This is a genomic window from Streptomyces sp. BoleA5, from assembly GCF_000373665.1.
In the GTDB taxonomy this organism is placed as follows: domain Bacteria; phylum Actinomycetota; class Actinomycetes; order Streptomycetales; family Streptomycetaceae; genus Actinacidiphila.
This window is the reverse complement of the sequence record NZ_KB892119.1, coordinates 25946-43162: the sequence shown is the minus strand read 5'-3', so window position 1 is coordinate 43162 and position 17217 is coordinate 25946. Positions and strand designations below refer to the sequence as shown.

Sequence of the window (17217 nt, the reverse complement as noted above, 5' to 3'; positions counted from 1 at the left end):
TACAGAGATCGGCCCTTTGTACGACACCTGTCGACGGGCTATGGGGAGCCGGCGTGAGCTTGACGTTGCGGGGACGCCGGGTTCCACTGGCCCGGGGTTGCTCTCCTTCCTGATGGTTGGGACGGGTGCCGGCCGTCAGGTGGCAGTCACAAGCTCGGTCAGGCGGCGCCAGACGAGGACGAACGCTTCGGCCCGGGGCGAGGTGCGTACGATCCGCAGCCGGCGGCACCGGGCGCGGGCCGCGAGTCAGGCGGGCAGGTGGTAGCGCCGGTAGCGCATCGTGTCCGGTGCGGCACGCTCCAGGTCGTCTTGGTCGTGCAGGGCGAGCAGGCGAACCCAGCAGTCGAGGTCGTGTCCGAGGCTCCGCCACGGCGTGGTCGCGGGGGCGAGCGTCGAGCCGCCGCCGCTGGTGGGAACCGGCGATGCCCCACATGTACCGGATGTTCGTCGCGATGACGGAGCACGTCCAGCCCGTCTTCAGTTCGAACGAGGCGAGCTTCTTCCTGATCCGGCCGTTCGGTCTCATCCGGCGGACCAGGAGACTGACGCCCTCAGGTCGGCGAGGCCGGGTGCTGACAGCCGTCAACTCCGCCGTCCTGTGAACACCTTGTACGTGACCGTCCTGGCGCAAGGGCTCGCGGCCCCGTCCGGCGTCGCGATCGCCGCAATCGGAGACGGCGCCTCTCGCGCGCTCGGCCTCGATGTGGCGAACGGCGGCCTGTTCACCCGCATCCTGGCCTACTCCCCCGACCGCATCCCACCTGGCTGCAGGGCCGGAAAGACCAACGGTGTTCGTCTCCCCACACCACCACGACGACACTTCCGCTTACTACTGCCGGCTGGTCAGGGCGCGGGAAAGGAGAGGCGCAGGCCGTACTCTTCCTCGGTGCCGCGGAGTGAGGGGACGAGCGTCTTTCGCAGCTCGCGGATCTGGTCGGCGTGCTCGTCCACGAAGCGTGTGCGCAGGCGCAGACGAGCCGGTTCGCGAACGGCCTCGACCGGGCGCATGCAGGAGGCGTAGGCGTGGCCGAGTTCGCGGTTCACGCGCGGCAGGTCGGTGGTGTCGGCGGTGAGCAGGCGGGAGTCTACGAGCCCGAAGAACGCGTCCTCGTCGTGGACGTGGAAACCGTGTCCGGCGAGGCAGCCGGGCAGGGCGCCCAGGGCCCGGATGGTGGCAGGGTCGCGGCGCAGCGAGGCGAGTTCGCGGAACCACTCCTCCTGAAGCGGGGCGAAGGCTTCGCGAGTCCGGCGGGCGGCTGCGGAGCCTGCGCCGCTGCAGCGGCGTATCGCGGCCGGGTCGGCGGATCGGGTGACGGCGGGATTGCCGGAGCGGGCCGTGAGCGGGCCGGCGGCGGGGGCCGGCACCTCGGCGCTCTGGCCGAATCCGTGCCGGTCGATGAAGTCCAGGTCGGGGATGTCTCCGAAGGGGATGAAGGCGACCGGCATCTGTTCGGGCAGGCTGATTCCGGCGTCGCGCGCGCAAGAGGCCGCCGCGTAACGCGATGCCTGCTGCCGAAGGACGTCCATGCCCTGGGTCCAGCGGGTTTCGGCGCCGGTCGCGGGGAAGAGCATGCGTACGGGATCGTCCGGCAGGCTGTGGGTGAGGCGGGCGGGGACGGCGTGGGCGACCGGCGCGCTGCCCGACGGGCCGGGCCCGGTCGAGCAGGCGGCAGCGGACAGGGCGACGGCGGCCGCCGCGACGACGCGGGCCACGAATCGGTACGGGCTCGCTGGACGGATCATCCGGGTCGCTCCTCTCCTCCGGTGGCCGGGGGCCGCCGAGAGGCGGCACCCCGGCGAGGCGCGGACTAGGGGTCAGTGAGTGATCTTGACCGTGTCGCCGCTGTCCAGCCAGCTCGCGACCCCGAAGCGGGTGCCGTCGGCGACGTCGGTGCACAGGAAGAAGAAGGGGTCGCTGACGCTGTGGTTCCCGTCGTAGACCTTGACGTCGGTCCTGTATCCCCTGGAGCAGGTGAACCAGCTGCCGTCGGAGGAGCGGCGCAGGCGGCCGGCGTAGTAGTCGTAGTTGTCCGCCGACTTGTCGTCGGTGTAGGTGAGGTTGAGGTCGCTGCACGAGCTCGTGGACGACTTGACGGCGGTGATGGTGCCCTGGGCCTCGTACCCGGTGTTGAGCGTCGACGTCACGCAGGCCTGCGGCGCTGCGGACGCGGCAGGAGCGAGCACCAGGCAGGCCGCGGCGGAGACCAGCGCAAGGGCGCCGGAGACGATGGCTCGGTTCATGGATCCCCCAGTTCACGTGTTGTCTCGGGTGGACGTCGTCCGCCCACCCGGGTGTGCTTCGCGGTGCCCCCTCGGGACAGTCCTCCACAGCTGACGCTGTTGGCGTCCGGCGCGTCGCCGGTGTGTCCCCGTGGTTCGGTGGCGGGTTCGAGCTTGCCGGGTGCGGGACACGAAGGCATTGTCCTGTGGCGACAGGGCATTGACGGTTCGCGTCATGCCTCCGGAACCGCAGTGAGCTGCTGCCACTCGCGGGGACTGATGCCATAGGCGGCGCGGAAGGTGCGGGTGAAATTTGCCGGGCTGGCGAAACCCCAGCGGGCGGCCGTGGCGTGGATGGGGCGTTCACGCAGCAGGGGGTCGGAGAGGTCGCGTCGGCAGCGGTCCAGGCGGCGGGTCCGGATCCACGCGGCAGGGGTGGTTTCGTGGGTTCGGAAGAGGCGTTCCAACGTGCGAGGAGACACGTTGTGTGCCGCGGCGATGCGCCCGGGGGTGAGAGCGGGATCGCCGAGGTGGTGCTGGATGTAGGCGAGGGCGCGCTCGAAGAGCACCCGGGTGTCCGAAGCTTGGGAGGGTTGCCGGAAGTCCAGGCGCTGGGAGAGGAGGGCGGAGATCAAGTCCAGGCTGACGGTTGCCAGGCGGGCGGTGTCCAGGGGGCTGTACTGGCCCGCGTGGGCCAGGAGACCGCTCAGGTGGGCCGCTGTCAGCGCACCGGTCCCAGTCCGCCCGGACATCGGCGTGGCCAGTAGTGACTCCGCGGCTCTCGCGGACACGGGCAGCAGCCCCCGGGGGATGCTCACGGTCAGGCCCCGCACGTTGCCGGACTCTGCCCTCAGCACATTGGTGTACGGACGTGAGGAGTCGACGAGCACCAGGGTCCCCGCCGGTAACACTGCCGACCGGTCGCCCTGCACGAGCCAGGCCGTCCCCCGTGTGATCAGCCCCAGGTGATAGACGTCGGGGTCCGACCGGCGGATCAGCCGTGCGGTGCGCCTGGCCTCGAGACCGGGCTGATCGAAGGACGCCACCAGCAGCGGGCCGGCCTCGACCGCATGAATGGTGGCGTCGAACTCCGCCGTATGGTCACTGTGGATCTCAAAGGGCGCCACGATTCGCTCGACCATCTCCTGCCAGAAGTCGAAGCGCTCGTGGCGCGGTAAGACGCGCGTACTGACCCTTGTTTCCATTCCCTTACCCCCCAGGGATGATCCGGCTGACGGATTCCGTAGCGCATGTTTTGGCATGGCCAAGCCAGGCAACTCTCGGCTTGACCGAAAACGCCTCATCGTGAGCGAGCCGGGATGCGGGGTGCGGCCGCCACTCCGGCCCTCTTTTGTGTGGCGCTGGGCACTCAGTCACCCAAGTGCCGCACCGGGGCGGACTACGCGGGAGCGGGCGGCCTGCGCGGGTCGGTCATGCTCAGCGCGGCCACGCCGCCTCCGACGGCACCGGCGGCCCGGTTGGGCGCGCGACGTGGACCAGCCTGCTCCGCCATGATCTTCTCCCCCGTGAAGTCAGCGTGGCGAGTGCCGATGATGCCATGAACGGGCGCCTCGCGGACAGCACCTTCACCGCCATCCGTACCGGGTCGTCGAGGGAACCCGCGGGCAGCGAGTGAACCCGCTCGACGGTCGAGTCCCGTGTCCCGCCCGCGGGTCAGCCCGTCGGCGCGTGCCACCGGACGGGCCGGTCCTCGCCGCCGATTCCGGTCCCGCCGCTCCGAACACCGATCCAGCGGGTCGCCGTCGCCCGGGTCACTCCGGCGCGTTGTACCTCACCCGCTCCGGCAGCGGGGCGGTGAACCCCCATCCGCGGGCCAGCAGTGCCTCCACGGCCGCCACGGCCTTCCGCAGCCTCTGCTCGTGCGGGCCGGTGAGCACCGCGTACGGCAGGCCGCGGCGGTCGAGTTCGGTGCGGAAGCGGCCGGTCATCCAGGAGCGCAGGTGCTCACCGTCGCGCAGCCCGTCGTCCTCGAAGGGCACCCCGGCGTCGTCGGTCAGCAGCCACAGGTGCTGCCTGCCCCGGGCCGCGACGGCCTCCACGCGGGGGTTGCGGCCGCCCATGTAGCGCTCGTGCCAGATGGTCGTGGCCATGGCGTCGGTGTCGCAGAACAGGACCGGTGACCCGGCCCGCGCGGCGGCGTCCTCCTCGGCGAGTTGGCGCTCCGCGATGACCTCGAACTCGTCCGATTCCCAGGTGACTTCGTCGAACGTGGCGTCCGGACGGGTCTCGAGCAACCGCGCGTACTTCTCCTCGCTGAAGGTGCGCCCGTACTCGGGCACCCAGCGCGTCGCCTCCCACACCCCGCCGCGTGCCCGGTAGTGCTCCGCGAGGGCGCGGGCCATGGTGGTGGTACCGGTCGACTCCGCGCCGACGACCACGACCCGGCGGGCCAGGGCCGCCCGTACCGGTGCGGCCAGGTGGTGCCAGCAGGCGACGGGGTCCTCTCGGACGGCGGTGCCGGAAACGGGGTGTGCCGTACGGCGCAGGTCCACCGTCACCGGCACCGCGCCGAAGCGGCAGGCGAGTTCCTCCCCGTACGGCTCGGAGGTGAAGACGGCGTCGACGGGCTCCGGGACGGCGGTCCGGAAGATCGCCATGTGGGCGTCCCAGACGGCGGGGTCGGTGTAGTCGACGGGTATGTCGTCCACGGCGCCGACGATGTCGATGGCCGACTCCGGGTGCACCTCGCGCATCCAGGCGACGCGTTCGGCGAGCGGGACGGACTCCACGGCGGAGGCGCAGACCAGCACGGTGAGTCTGCGGCACCGCGCGGCGGCGCTGCGGACGAGGTGGTGGTGGCCGGCGTGCGGCGGGTAGAACTTGCCGAGCACCAGCCCGTGGTCGAACTCGCTCACGCCACGACCTCCACCCGGGCGGCCGGGCCGTCCGTACGGGATGCCGCCTCGGCCCGCCAGCCGCGCAGGCCTGCCAGGCACAGCAGCAGGAAGCCGGCGTAGAGGAGCGAGGTGAGGTAGAGGCCCTTGTAGGCGTAGAGCGGGATGTAGACGAGGTCGGCGGCGATCCACAGGTACCAGGACTCGATCTTCTTCCGGCACTGGCCGTAGGTGGCGGCCAGCGACAGCGCGGTGGTGAGCGCGTCCCAGAAGGGCACGGTGGAGTCGGTGACCCGGTCCAGCAGGACGGCCAGGAGCACGGTGGCGACCGCCGTCGCCGGGGCCAGCACCGCCCAGGTGCGCCGGTCCGTGCGGCTGACGGCGAGCCGTCCGGCGGCCGGTCCCCCGGCGGCCCATGACCACCAGCCGTACACCGCGAGCACCACGTAGACGACCTGCAGGGCGGCGTCGGCGTAGAGTCCGGCGCCGCCGAACAGCAGGATGAAGAAGAGGTTGTTGGCGATGCCGACGGGCCAGTTGGCGATGTGCCGGCGGGCCACGAGCCATACGCAGAGCGCTCCGCTGCCGAATCCGAGGACCTCCACCCAGCTGACGGGGGTGTCCAGGAGGGTGAACAGCGGTTGCTGGAGAGGGGCGAGCAAGTCCGCGAGAGCCACGCGGCGACCTCCTTTAAATGTCACCTTGACGATAACGGGGAGGGTGCGGCGAGGCAAGGGAATTACCGCGGCGCGGGGGCACGGGACGGACCCCGGGCCTCGGACCCCGGGCCTCAGGCCTCGGGCCTTGGGCCTTGGGCCTTGGGCCGCCGCACGGTCACGTCCGACCCGTCACACCCCGCGCGGCGAGCTGTCGCGCCGGAAGCGGGCCGGCGTCGTGCCGAGGTGGGCCCGGAAGGCCCGCGAGAACGCGGACTCGGAGTAGTAGCCGACCTGGCCGGCGACGGACGCGACGGTCGCATCGGTGGTCGTGAGCAGTTCCGCTGCCGCCATCAGCCGGGCCCGGGTGAGGAAGGCGCCCACGGTCGTCCCCGTCTCCCAGGTGAAGTGGCGCAGGAAGGTGGCACGGGACATGGCGGCCGTGCGGCTGAGGCGTTCGATCGTCCAGTCGGCTCCGGGGTCGTCGAGCATGCCTTCCACGGCCGCCGCGATGCGGCCGTCGGCCGCCGCGGTCCACAGGGTGGTCCGTGTGGCGTCGCCCCGCGCGGTGCGCAGCACCATCGCGAGCAGCACGGTGCACAGGGCGGAGAGGATCGCCGCGGTGCCCTCGCCCTCACGTCGCGCCTCACCGCGCATCAGGGCGCTGAGCATGCGCAGCACCTCGTCGCTCTCCGGCGACTGACCGAAGGAGACGTGCACGGGGTCGGGCAGGCTCGCGAACAGCAGTGCGCCCGTTCCGGCGTCGAAGGTGTAGTGCCCGCAGAACAGGTCGATGACGGGCTCCGCGCCGTGCTCGCTGCGCGTGGTCGCGAACACCTCGCCGGCCGTCTCCGCCGTCCCCACCTGGCCGCCCCCGCCGTCGGTGATCACCCGGTGCGGGGCGCCGCTCGGGATCATCACCACGTCTCCGGGGCGCAGGTCGAGCAGGACCGTGCCCACCTGCAGCCGGCAGGTGCCTTCCAGCAGCACGTGGAAGGGCGCCTCCAGCTCGCCGTGAGCCGGCACCTCCATCCTGGTGCCGGCCCCGAGCAGGCAGCGCTTGTCGAGGTCGGCCCTGAGCCGGGCCAGACGCAGCAGTCGGCTGACTGAGTCCACGGTGAGACTTTCGGGCAGGACGGTGAGACGCTCGAGGCACCGGTGGCCCCGCCGCAGACTCGACGCATGGAGATCACCACAGCACTCACCGCGGACGTCCTGGTCATCGGCTTCGGCAAGGGAGGCAAGACCGCCGCTCACGCGCTCGCCGAGGCCGGCCGACGCGTGGTCCTGGTCGAGCGGTCCGAGAACATGTACGGCGGGACCTGCCCGAACGTCGGCTGCGTTCCGACGAAGATGCTCGTCCACTACGCCGGCGCCAAACGCCTGGCGGACGACGCGCAGGAGTTCTTCGCCCGCTCGGTCGCCGGCGTCCGCGCGCTGACCAGCGCCTTCCGCGCCGGCAACTTCGAGGCCCTCAACGGCAGGGACACCGCGACGGTCATCACCGGCACGGCCCGGTTCGTCGATCCGCACACCGTCGCCGTCGGCGAGGGACCGGACGTCATCACCGTCACCGCCCCCACGATCCTGGTCAACACCGGGTCGGAGCCGGTGATCCCGCCGGTTCCCGGCCTCGCGGCCAGTTCCCACCTGGTGTCCAGCACGGAGCTCACCCGCACGCGGAACCTGCCCGAGCGTCTCGTGGTCCTGGGAGGCGGATACCTCGGCCTGGAGTTCGCGGGGATCTACCGGCGCTTCGGCAGCGACGTGACGGTCCTCGAAGCGGCCGACCGGCTCCTGCCGCGGGAGGACGAGGACATCGCCGGGGCCGTCGAGGAGATCCTCACCGGCGACGGCATCCGCGTCGTCACCGGCGCGAACGTCACCGAGGTGCGTGACGGCGGCGCCGTCTCGACCGTCGTCTACGAGAAGGACGGGCGGACCCACACCGTCGAGGCCTCCGCGCTGCTGCCCGCCACCGGACGCCGTCCCGTCACGGACGGCCTGCGGCTCGATGCCGCCGGCGTCCGCACCGCGCCGAAGGGCGCGATCGTGGTCGACGAGTACCTGCGCAGCAGCCAGCCGCACATCTACGCACTCGGCGACGTCAACGGCGGCGAGCAGTTCACCTACATCTCGCTGGACGACGCGCGCATCGTGCTGGACCAGCTCCTGGGTGAGGGCAAGCGCACCACGGGCGATCGCAGGGCGGTACCCCACACCCTGTTCATCACGCCGCCGCTCGCCACGGTGGGACTCACCGAGAGCCAGGCACGCGCGCAGGGGCTGGACGTCAAGGTCTCACGGGAGAAGGTCGCGGACATCGTGGCCATGCCCCGCGCCTACACGGTCGAGGAGACCCGCGGCGTCATGAAGTTCATCGTGGACCCGGACACCGATCTGATCCTCGGGGCCGCCCTGCTCAGCATCGACGCGCAGGAGATCATCAACACCGTCGCGCTGGCGATGCGGCACCACATCACGGCCACGCAGCTCCGCGACGCGATCTACACCCACCCGAGCTCGACCGAGGCCCTCAACGAGGTCTTCGACAAGGTTCTCCCCTGACCGTCCCGACCCGCGGCGGACACCCGCCCGGGCACGGAGTCGCGAGCAAGCGGCGGCAAGGTCCCCGGAAACAACCAAGACCGGCGCGCGCACGCGACGCGACGCGTGCGCGGCGTCGGCACGATCGGGCCGACTCCGCTGCAACAGAACCCGGCCCTGTCCCCTGGTGCGAGTGGCAACGGCCGGGGTCAGCCAAAGAGACCACCCATACCCCAGGGGCACCCGACCCGGGCGCTGCACGGGATAAGATCCGGCGAACCGGATTTCGTCGTGGTCTCGAGGACTATGGCAGCAGTTCGGCATCGTAAAGGCAATACCTTTGCGATGCGATGCCGCCCCAAGAATGGCCGCAACACATTCATTCTTCAGCTGTCCGGGCCTGTGACCAGGCGGTACGAGGCGGCCTCACGGAAATCCGCGTGCCATGGTTGTCCGGATTTCGTACACGCTCCCCTCGCCCTCCGGACCGATTCCGTATTCCGGGTGGACCGCGCCCGCCGGGGCCTCCACTCTGCACATGGAGGCCCCTCGCCGTCGGGCTGCAACCCACGGTGAGTTTCCCGGGGCCGAGCGAGTGGCGACGAGCATGGGAGGTCCCTCGGCGTGCCGCCTGACACGCACACACGACACTCACCCACCGAAGAATCCCGTCCGAGAAGTCACGGTGTCCGTCTGCCCACAGCGATCGTCGCCGTCCTGGTCGCGCTGATCCTGGGATGCGTGCTCGCCCCGCGTATCCGGATCGACGTCCACATCGCGGTACCGACGCTGCCGGCCCTGATCGCGGCGGAGCTGATCCGCCGGCTCGTCCGTTCCTTCCTCTCGCCGAAGGACCGGTGAGCACCCGGAGCACGAGCCTGCGCAGCGGCACGCCCGCTGCGCACGGCGCACAGCGCGCGTCCGGCACAATGCCCACGTGCTCCTCCTCTCCCGAACCCGTGAACGCACCGCCGACCCGGTACCCGCCACCCGTCCGGTCGCGGCCATGGCCTCGGTTCTGACCGTCGGCGCGGGGCTGGCGCTGCGGGCGGTGGCGGAGGGGAGCGTGGCCAAGTACGGCGGCGACGCGCTGTACACCGTGCTGGTCCTCGCGCTCGTCGTCCTGCTGGCCCCGCGGGTCACGCCCCTGACGGCCGCCGTGAGCGCCCTGGTGTTCAGTTGCGCCGTCGAGTTCCTGCAGCTCAGCGACATCCCGGCCGAGCTCTCGCAGCGCAGCGGCATCGCCCGCCTCGTGCTCGGTTCCACCTTCAACGCGCCGGACCTGCTCTGGTACGCCGTCGGCGCCGCCGTGGGCGGGCTCCTTCACGCCGCGATGCGCTCCTTCCCCGGACGACGGGCTTCCGTGCGCGGCTGACACGCTCCGCGCACCGGGCCAGGGGCCGACCGCTCAGCGCCCCTCCACAAGCCGGGCCGCCAACTCCCGTGCCGAGGAGGGGATGCCGCGCACCGGCTCGCCGTACTGCGGATGTGCCTGATCGAGCGTGGGCACCATCGGCCGCGACCGCTCCTCCGGTACGCGTTCCAGCACGGTGGTACCGGTCTCCGCCTCCAGGGCCGGGGCGTAGCCGGCCGCGCGCAGGGCGGCGAGCGTCTCGTCCGGCGCCGCCGTGGAGATCAGCACCGTCGGCGCGATCTTCCGCAGGCCCAGTTTGGCCAGACCGCGCGCCCGGGCGACCTCCTCGATCAGTGCCGTGTCCTCGGAGCGGATGCAGCACGCCGAACGCACCACGCGCAGCCGCCCGTGGCTTCGGGCGACGTCCTTGACCGTGTACGCCAACGGCTGCGGCAGCTCGGTTCCCTGGTGCGCCACGGCGGTCAGGCGATCGAGGATCTCGTCGGCGTCCCACCCCGCGTCGAAGGCCCGGCGCAGCGAGGCGGGCGTGATGCGCCAGACCACGGCGTGCCCCTCGGACTCGATGTCGCCGACCGCGGACAGCAGTGCCGCCAACTCCGGGGCGGGGGTGCCGGTAACCGTCGCCGTCGAGTCGGCCTGGAACCGGGCCGTGGTGCTGGGTGCGGGCAGCGTCGAGCGCAGGGCCTCGCGCAGCGCGGCCACCGCCTTCGCCAGGGCCGGGCGTTCGGCCAGGCCCTCCCCCAGCCGGTCGGCGCCGCCTGCCGCCGGGTCGGCGTCCGCGCCGGGCACGGCCGGATAGTGGCGTGCGGCCCCGGCGTCCAGGAGGCCGGCGACCGCCCGGCCGGCTTCGGTGAGCGCGCCGTGGGCCACCAGGCCGAGCAGCTCCGCCTCGGCCAGCGTGGCTTCGAGCCGCCCTTCCAGGTCCTCGTCGTCGTAGGGCGTCATCAGCACCGGCCGGAACCAGACGGCCCCTTCGAGGAGTTCGCCGTGGCCGTCGTCCCCGGCGGTCAGCCCGTACCCGTCCGGCACCGTGGCCAGCGCCTGCAGCACGCCGTGCCGCAGCGGCACCGCGTACGGGTCCTGGGGGCTGATCAGCGCGACCGGGGTCTCGTCCTCCTCCGGCCAGTACGTGAACACCTCGGGGACGACGGCCCAGGCGGCGACCAGCGGCAGCAGCTTCCCGGCGGGGGTGGCCGCGGCCCACACGTCGTAGCGCTCGCTGGGCAGCAGCCGCGCCGGCCGCGGCGGCGCGGCAGGTCGCCTGCGTCCCCGGCCGCGAGCGGCGGGCTCAGCCTCGTCGGCCAGGGGGGCGGCGAGGCCTGCGTTCACCGCCAGGTCGAGCCACAACCGGGTGTGTTCCTCGCTCGTCCCCGCCGCCTTGGCGAGCCTCCTGGTGTCGCGGACCGCGATGCCGCCCGCCTTGCGCACCGCCACGGGGTGCGCGGCCAGTTCGCGCAGCACCAGTTCCGCGCGCCATGCGGCGGCCCCTGCCGCCACCGCGCCCCGGCCCGCCCAGTCGCGGGGCAGCGGCGCCACGCACGTCAGGGGTTCCGGGTCCAGGCTCGGCGCGGGCGCGGGCTGCTCCCCGCGCAGCGCGTGGCCCACCTCGTACGGCAGTTCCACCAGATCCGTACCGACCGGCACCACCATGCCGTGTTCCGCGAGCCAGTCGGTGCCCTCGTCCCCGCTCCCGCCCTCGCGGAACGTGTACTTGCTGTCCGGCCCGGCGTAGCCGCCGGACCGGGAGACGAAGCAGTGCGTACGCAGCAGCGGCGGTCCCTGCAGCATGTGGGCGAGCAGCTCGTGGGACGCCGCCGGGGCGGTGGCCACCAGTTCCCGTACCCGGCCGGGGTCCTGGAGCACGGCACGGATCGCCGTCTGCGCGTCCGCGCGGGTGCGGTGCTCGATACCGAGGGCGGCGGCGATCCGTTTGATCTCCGGCGCGTTGTAGGCCTGTGTGAACAGCAGGTCGGCCGGCCTGCCGTAGCCGTCCATGCGGGCCGCCGACGCGTGCAGGATCGACGGCAGCGCCAACTGGCCGCGCGGAGCGGGGAGCAGCAGCGCCCGGTCCCGCAGCCGTTCCAGTGCCCGAACGGTCGACTCTTTTGGCGTGCCGCCCTGTTCGAGCCAGTCCAGCACCTCCGCCTCGGGCACCAGCCGGGTGTAGGGGTCCACCGGCGGCGGCGCGGGGCGCCAGGCGTACGCCTGCTGCTCAGCCGCGGGCACCGGCCCGTGCGTCTCCAGCGCCCGGGCCGCCACGCACGCCAGCAGCTGCGCGTCGCCTCCCGTCCCCGCGGCGACGGCCCGGTCCACCGAGTCGTCGGTGAGGAGGTACTCCGAGAGTTGCCGGAACGTGGTGAGCGGCGTGTAGCCGGCGGCACGCGGCAGTCCGCGCTCCTCCAGCAGGACGGTCAGGCGCTCGGCGGTGAGTCCGGCGAGCCATTTCTCCAGGGCGGTGCGCGCATTCACCCTGCGAGCCTAGAACAAGGCGAGTCGACCCCGGTGAGGCCCGGGACAATCTCAGGCCCGGCGGGTGAACGAACCGGCGCCGCCCCACGGCACAGCCTGCCGCCGTGCCGTGGGGCCGCGCCCCGCGGGGACGGGCTCAGAAGCCCAGGCGCCAGGTGTCGAGGTAGCCGGGGAGCACGATGAAGTTGCCGGGGGTGTTGTCCCTGACCCGCAGCTTCCAGGTGCCGTTGGCCGGGATCGCGGAGGCGTCGACGGTGAACGTCTGGTGCAGTTCCGGGATCGCGACGGGGCCCTGCGACCAGCCCTTCACCGGGATCACCCGGCCGTCCTCGCTGACCAGGTCGATGACATAGAAGCCGACGTGGACGGCGTAGAGGTCGACCGTCACCTTGAGGTCGGCGGGGGCGTCGCCCTTGCGGCCGCTGACCGTGAGCGGGCTCTCGATCACCGCCCAGTTGGGGATGTCGTACCGGTTCGGGTTGACGAAGACGTCGCCGCCGGAGGCCAGTACGGTCCACTGGTAGTGGACGGTACGGCAGTTGCCCGCCGCGTCCTTGACGGTGATCGCGGGCCGGAACTCGCCGCCCTTGACCGGGGTCCCGGAGACCAGGCCGGTCGCGGCGTTGATCGACATGCCGCGCGGGAGGCCCTTGGCGGAGTAGGTGAGGGCGCCCGGGCGGGAGCTCTGCGCCTTGATCTGCCAGGTCACCTGCTGGCCGGTCGCCGTCCGCCGCGGGTCGGTGCTGTCGACCGCGATGTGGTCGACGAAGCGGTAGCCGACCTTGACGGCGGCCCAGGCGTTGCCGACCGCCTCGTACTTCCCGCTGCCCATGCCGTAGAGGTCGGCCGCGGCCTGGAGCGTGGCGGTGCGCGCGCCAGCGAAGTCCGTCGTGCTGGTCATGTAGACGGTCAGCGCGCGGTACCAGATGTCCGTGGCCGACTCGCGGCCGATGCCGGAGACGGCCTTGCCGTCGAAGGTCGGGCTGTCGTAGCGGACGCCGTTGATCGTCTTCTTGCCGCTGCCCTCGGAGAGCAGGTAGAAGAAGTGGTTCGCCGGTCCCGAGCTCTGGTGCGGGTCCAGGTACTTGGTGCCGGTGGTCCAGTAGTCCTGGGAGGCGCCGTAGCCCACGTCGTCCTTGGACGGCTGGTCCATGTAGCGCAGCGGTACGCCGGTGCCGTAGACGTCGACCTTCTCGGCGATGAGGTAGTCCGGGACGTCCTTGGGGCTGTCGGTGAAGAACTCCACCGCGGTGCCCATGATGTCGCTGGTGGCCTCGTTGAGGCCGCCGGACTCGCCGCTGTAGATCAGGCCCGCGGTGGCCGAGGTGATGCCGTGCGTCATCTCGTGGCCGGCGACGTCCAGGGCCGTCAGCGGACGGGCGTTGTCCTCGCCGTCGCCGTAGTTCATGCAGAAGCACTCGTCGTCCCAGTACGCGTTGACGTACCGGTCGCCGACGTGGACGTACGAGCGCGCTCCGACGCCGTCGCCCGCGATGCCGGAGCGGCCGTAGCGGGACCGGAAGAAGTCCCAGGTCTGCTGGGCGCCGTAGGCCGCGTCCACGGCGGCCGTCTGGCGGTCGGCCGGTGTGCCGTCGCCCCAGACGTCGTCGGCGTCCGTCATGACCTCGCGGGTGTCGTAGTCGTACGCCGCGTTGCCGCCGCGCTCGCCGTCGACCAGCTCGAAGACGTCGCCGTTGCGCGTCGTGCCGATGCGCACGCTGCCGTTGTGCTGGCCGGTGCCCGTACCCGCGTGGATCTGCTCCACGCTCGAGAGCTGCTTGCCGGTCTTCGCGTCGGTGACCACTTGGAGGCGGCTGGGGGTGCCGTCCTTCTGGACGCCGGTGACGACGGACTCCCAGGCCAGCGTCGGCTTGCCGGACGCCATCCAGACCACCAGGCGCGGAGCGCCGTCTACCGCGGCCTTGCGGGTCTCCTCCCGGCCGGCGATGTCCAGGGCCGACTTCCGTGCTTTCGCCGCCGCGAGCGCGGGTTCGGTCGTCGGGACCGTGAGCCGCGCGGCGGACGCCTTGGTGACCGTCCGGGTGCCGGCCCGCTCGTGCACCACGAGGTCGCCGCCGAGGACGGGGAGACCGGCGAAGGTGCGTTCGTACCGCGTGTGCACGGTGCCGTCGGCGTCCTTGACGACGTCCCTCGGTATCAGCTTCTCCTGGTCGCCCAGCTTCAGCGACTCGGCCGTACCGGCGCTCGTGCCGGCCGCGGCCCTGAGCAACTGCCCGCGCTGCGCGGGGCTGAGCGCGACGCTTCGCGCGCCGGACGCGCCGGCCGTTGCGGTCCCCTGCGGGCTCTCCTGCGCGCCCGCGGTGGGGAGCGCCAGGACGGACGCGACGAGCGTGGCCATGGTGACGGTGGTGGTCGCCACGGCGCGTCTGCGCCCTGACGGACGGGCCGCGGACGACGCGGCTCGGGTGGAGCGGAAAGCGCTGGACACTCCTGCGACTCCTCATGAGAGGGGGCGATGCGGGCATGGGTGAGGGGGTGGCCGCGTCGGAACCGCCCTCGCCCCCTGAAGTGGCCCGAACACAGCCCAGATGGTTGCAGTGGCCGGAATCCGCTGTCACGGAGCGCGGAGATCATTGTCCGGAATCCGGTGAGGCGTGTTCGGGGGTGTCACACATCGAGGGCCTGCCTGGTCAGGGGCTGCCCGATGCAGCAATGACATGCCGTCAGATAGGCCTCGGAGGCGGCGCGTCGCGGGGGCCGGCGCTCTCCGGCCAGACGCTCCGGACATCGCCCGGCGCGCGCCACGGGGCGCGTACGTCATAGGCGCCACAGGCGCGCGGGGCGCGCACCTTCGCTGGTCAGCCGCGCACCGGCCGGGGCGACGGCGGCCTCGGCACGGCAGCCGCTCCCGCCACCTCGAACCGGCGCCAGGCGGGTCGGCGCCGAATGACGGCGGGGGCGGGGCCCCCGCGAAGACGCCGCCCCCACCGGCTTGCCCGGCGCGCCCACATGGGAAGTGAGCGCCATCGCAGCACGAGACGGCCCGATGCGTTCCGGCCAATCTCACCGCCGGAATCGGAACTTCCGGCCGGCTTCAGCAAGGACGGCACGTCATCCGGGGCCCTGCCGTCTCCGACATGACGACTGTATGCTGTCCGCCTGTATACAACCGACCGACGGCCGGAGGAGACATGGAAGACCTGGACCCCGAGGTAGTGCTGGCCATGACGGCGCAGGCACCCGACGGTGTGGTCGTCATCGACCGCGAGGGACTCATCCGCTACTGGAACCACGGTTCGGAGCGGATCTTCGGTTTCCCGGCCGCCGAGGTCATGGGCCGCAGCCTGGATGTGATCATCCCCGAGCGGCACCAACAGCGTCACTGGGACGGCTTCGAGAAGTCCATGGCCAGCGGCACCACCAAGTACGGGGACGACGACCTCCTCAACGTCCCCGCCGTAGGCGCCGGCGGCCGGAAGCTGTCGATCGAGTTCAGCGTGGTGCTGCTGAACGACGCCGAGGGACGGCCGGGTTACGTCGGGGCGGTGATCCGGGACGTCACCGCGCGGCGGGCCCGCGAGAAGGAGCTGTACCAGAAGGTGGCGGCCGCCAAGGCGGAGCAGTCGACGACGGCCTGACCCCCCACCACGAGGAACGCCGAAGAGCGACGACGCGGAAGCCCCCCGTGCCGGGACGACACGGGGGGCTTCGCCGTACGCGGGCGCGGGGCCCGCTCGTACGGAGGCACGGGCGCCCCGCGCGCACGGACCGCGCGGGGCACCCGTGGGACTGTCCGGGCCGACGGCTTGGTCAGACGATGATCTGCTTGTCGCGCAGGGCCGCGATCTCGTTGGCGTCGTAACCCAGGTCCGCCAGGACCTCGCTGCCGTGCTCGCCGAGCAGCGGGGCGCCCTTGATCTCCGGCTTGAAGTTGGAGAACTTGATCGGGCTGCCGACCGTCAGGTAGGTGCCGCGGCCCTTCTGCTCGACCTCGACGATGGTCCCGCTCTTGCGCATGTCGGGGTCCTCCGCCAGCTCCTTCATGCTGAGCACGGGCGCGCAGGGCACCTCCCACTTGCGCAGGATGTCGACGGCCTCGTACTTGGTCTTGTCGGCCAGCCACTTCTCGATCTCGCCGAAGATCTCGAAGATGTGCGGCTGCCGTGCCCTGGCGGTGGTGTACTCCGGGTCGTCGACCCACTCCGGGTGGCCGATGGCCTCGGCCGTCCGCTTCCAGTTCTGCTCCTGGACCGTGAAGTAGATGTAGGCGTTGGGGTCGGTCTCCCAGCCCTTGCACTTCAGGATCCAGCCCGGCTGGCCGCCGCCGCCGGCGTTGCCGCCGCGGGGCACCGCGTCGCCGAACTCGCCGTTCGGGTACTGCGGGTACTCCTCCAGGTAGCCGACCTTCTCCAGGCGCTGCTGGTCGCGGAGCTTGACGCGGGTCAGGTTGAGGACGGCGTCCTGCATGGACACCGACACCTTCTGGCCCACACCGGTCGCGTTGCGGTGGATGATCGCCGTGAGCAGGCCGATCATCAGGTGCATGCCGGTGTTGCTGTCGCCGAGGGCGGAGCCGCTGATGGTCGGCGGGCCGTCCCAGAAGCCGGTGGTGGACGCGGCGCCGCCGGCGGCCTGGGCGACGTTCTCGTACACCTTGAGGTCGTTCCAGGACGAGTCGTCGTTGAAGCCCTTGACCGAGCCGAAGATCAGGCGCGGGTTGAGCTCGTGGATGTGCTCCCAGCCCAGGCCCATGCGGTCCATGGCGCCCGGCGCGAAGTTCTCGACCAGGATGTCCGCCTCGCGGATCAGCTTCTCCATGACCTCCTTGCCCTCGGGGGTCTTGGTGTTGATCGCCAGCGAGCGCTTGTTGCTGTTGAGCATCGTGAAGTACAGCGCGTCGAGGTCGGGGTCGTCGCGGAGCTGGTTGCGGGTCACGTCGCCGCCCTGGGGACGCTCGACCTTGATGACGTCGGCGCCGAACCAGGCGAGCATCTGGGTGCACGCGGGGCCGGCCTGGACCCCGGTGAAGTCGATCACCTTGATCCCGGCGAGCGGCTTTTCACTCATGGCTGCTTCCTTCTTGTCTGTTCGCGGTGCGCGGGTGGGCAGTGCTGGGGAACGGTGCCTCGGGGTT

Annotated in this window: 13 protein-coding genes; 4 read left to right on the top strand and 9 right to left on the bottom strand. The window is 71.7% G+C overall.

Features of this window, described 5'->3' with window-relative positions:
- Window positions 1-422 precede the first annotated feature (422 nt).
- Entirely contained in the window at window positions 423-602 is a 180-nt protein-coding gene (locus tag B085_RS0128495) for a hypothetical protein (RefSeq protein WP_018562020.1), read from the top strand.
- 241 nt (window positions 603-843) lie between these two features.
- Here B085_RS0128495 and B085_RS0128490 read toward each other — a convergent pair whose 3' ends face one another.
- From B085_RS0128490 to B085_RS0128465, 6 genes are all read right to left on the bottom strand, one after another.
- Complete coding sequence (locus tag B085_RS0128490; RefSeq protein ID WP_018562019.1) at window positions 844-1743, bottom strand: hypothetical protein; 900 nt, start codon at window positions 1741-1743, stop codon at window positions 844-846.
- Window positions 1744-1815: 72 nt separating this feature from the next.
- A complete protein-coding gene (locus tag B085_RS0128485; protein ID WP_018562018.1) occupies window positions 1816-2241 on the bottom strand; it encodes a hypothetical protein in 426 nt (141 codons plus the stop codon).
- A 212-nt stretch (window positions 2242-2453) separates the two neighbouring features.
- Window positions 2454-3362 (bottom strand): helix-turn-helix domain-containing protein, encoded by a 909-nt coding sequence (locus tag B085_RS0128480; RefSeq protein ID WP_158689845.1) that lies wholly within the window; start codon window positions 3360-3362, stop codon window positions 2454-2456.
- A 630-nt stretch (window positions 3363-3992) separates the two neighbouring features.
- Window positions 3993-5096: an AAA family ATPase gene (locus B085_RS0128475; protein WP_018562016.1), complete on the bottom strand. Its 1104-nt coding sequence runs from the start codon at window positions 5094-5096 to the stop codon at window positions 3993-3995.
- Window positions 5093-5752 carry a nicotinamide riboside transporter PnuC gene (pnuC, locus tag B085_RS0128470; RefSeq protein WP_018562015.1) on the bottom strand — a complete coding sequence of 220 codons (660 nt, stop codon included), beginning with the start codon at window positions 5750-5752 and terminating at the stop codon, window positions 5093-5095. Before pnuC ends, B085_RS0128475 begins: the two co-directional genes overlap by 4 nt.
- Window positions 5753-5923: 171 nt before the next feature.
- Window positions 5924-6847 (bottom strand): AraC family transcriptional regulator, encoded by a 924-nt coding sequence (locus tag B085_RS0128465; protein ID WP_018562014.1) that lies wholly within the window; start codon window positions 6845-6847, stop codon window positions 5924-5926.
- A 66-nt stretch (window positions 6848-6913) separates the two neighbouring features.
- Here B085_RS0128465 and B085_RS0128460 point away from each other — a divergent pair, with 66 nt between their 5' ends.
- The gene (locus B085_RS0128460; RefSeq protein WP_018562013.1) at window positions 6914-8299 is read left to right on the top strand and encodes a dihydrolipoyl dehydrogenase family protein; all 1386 of its coding nucleotides are present in this window, start codon (window positions 6914-6916) and stop codon (window positions 8297-8299) included.
- Between the two features lie 916 nt (window positions 8300-9215).
- The gene (locus B085_RS0128450; protein WP_018562011.1) at window positions 9216-9653 is read left to right on the top strand and encodes a DUF2809 domain-containing protein; all 438 of its coding nucleotides are present in this window, start codon (window positions 9216-9218) and stop codon (window positions 9651-9653) included.
- A gap of 33 nt (window positions 9654-9686) precedes the next feature.
- On the opposite strand, the gene B085_RS45930 is transcribed toward B085_RS0128450, so the two are convergent.
- Window positions 9687-12122 (bottom strand): helicase-associated domain-containing protein, encoded by a 2436-nt coding sequence (locus tag B085_RS45930; RefSeq protein WP_018562010.1) that lies wholly within the window; start codon window positions 12120-12122, stop codon window positions 9687-9689.
- A gap of 136 nt (window positions 12123-12258) precedes the next feature.
- Entirely contained in the window at window positions 12259-14502 is a 2244-nt protein-coding gene (locus tag B085_RS0128440) for a M4 family metallopeptidase (RefSeq protein ID WP_018562009.1), read from the bottom strand.
- 772 nt (window positions 14503-15274) lie between these two features.
- Between B085_RS0128440 and B085_RS0128435 the strand changes: the two genes are divergently transcribed.
- The gene (locus B085_RS0128435) at window positions 15275-15721 is read left to right on the top strand and encodes a PAS domain S-box protein (RefSeq protein WP_018562008.1); all 447 of its coding nucleotides are present in this window, start codon (window positions 15275-15277) and stop codon (window positions 15719-15721) included.
- Window positions 15722-15893: 172 nt separating this feature from the next.
- Here B085_RS0128435 and frc read toward each other — a convergent pair whose 3' ends face one another.
- Window positions 15894-17150, bottom strand: a complete 1257-nt coding sequence (frc, locus tag B085_RS0128430; RefSeq protein WP_018562007.1) for a formyl-CoA transferase — start codon at window positions 17148-17150, stop codon at window positions 15894-15896.
- Between the last annotated feature and the right edge of the window lie 67 nt (window positions 17151-17217).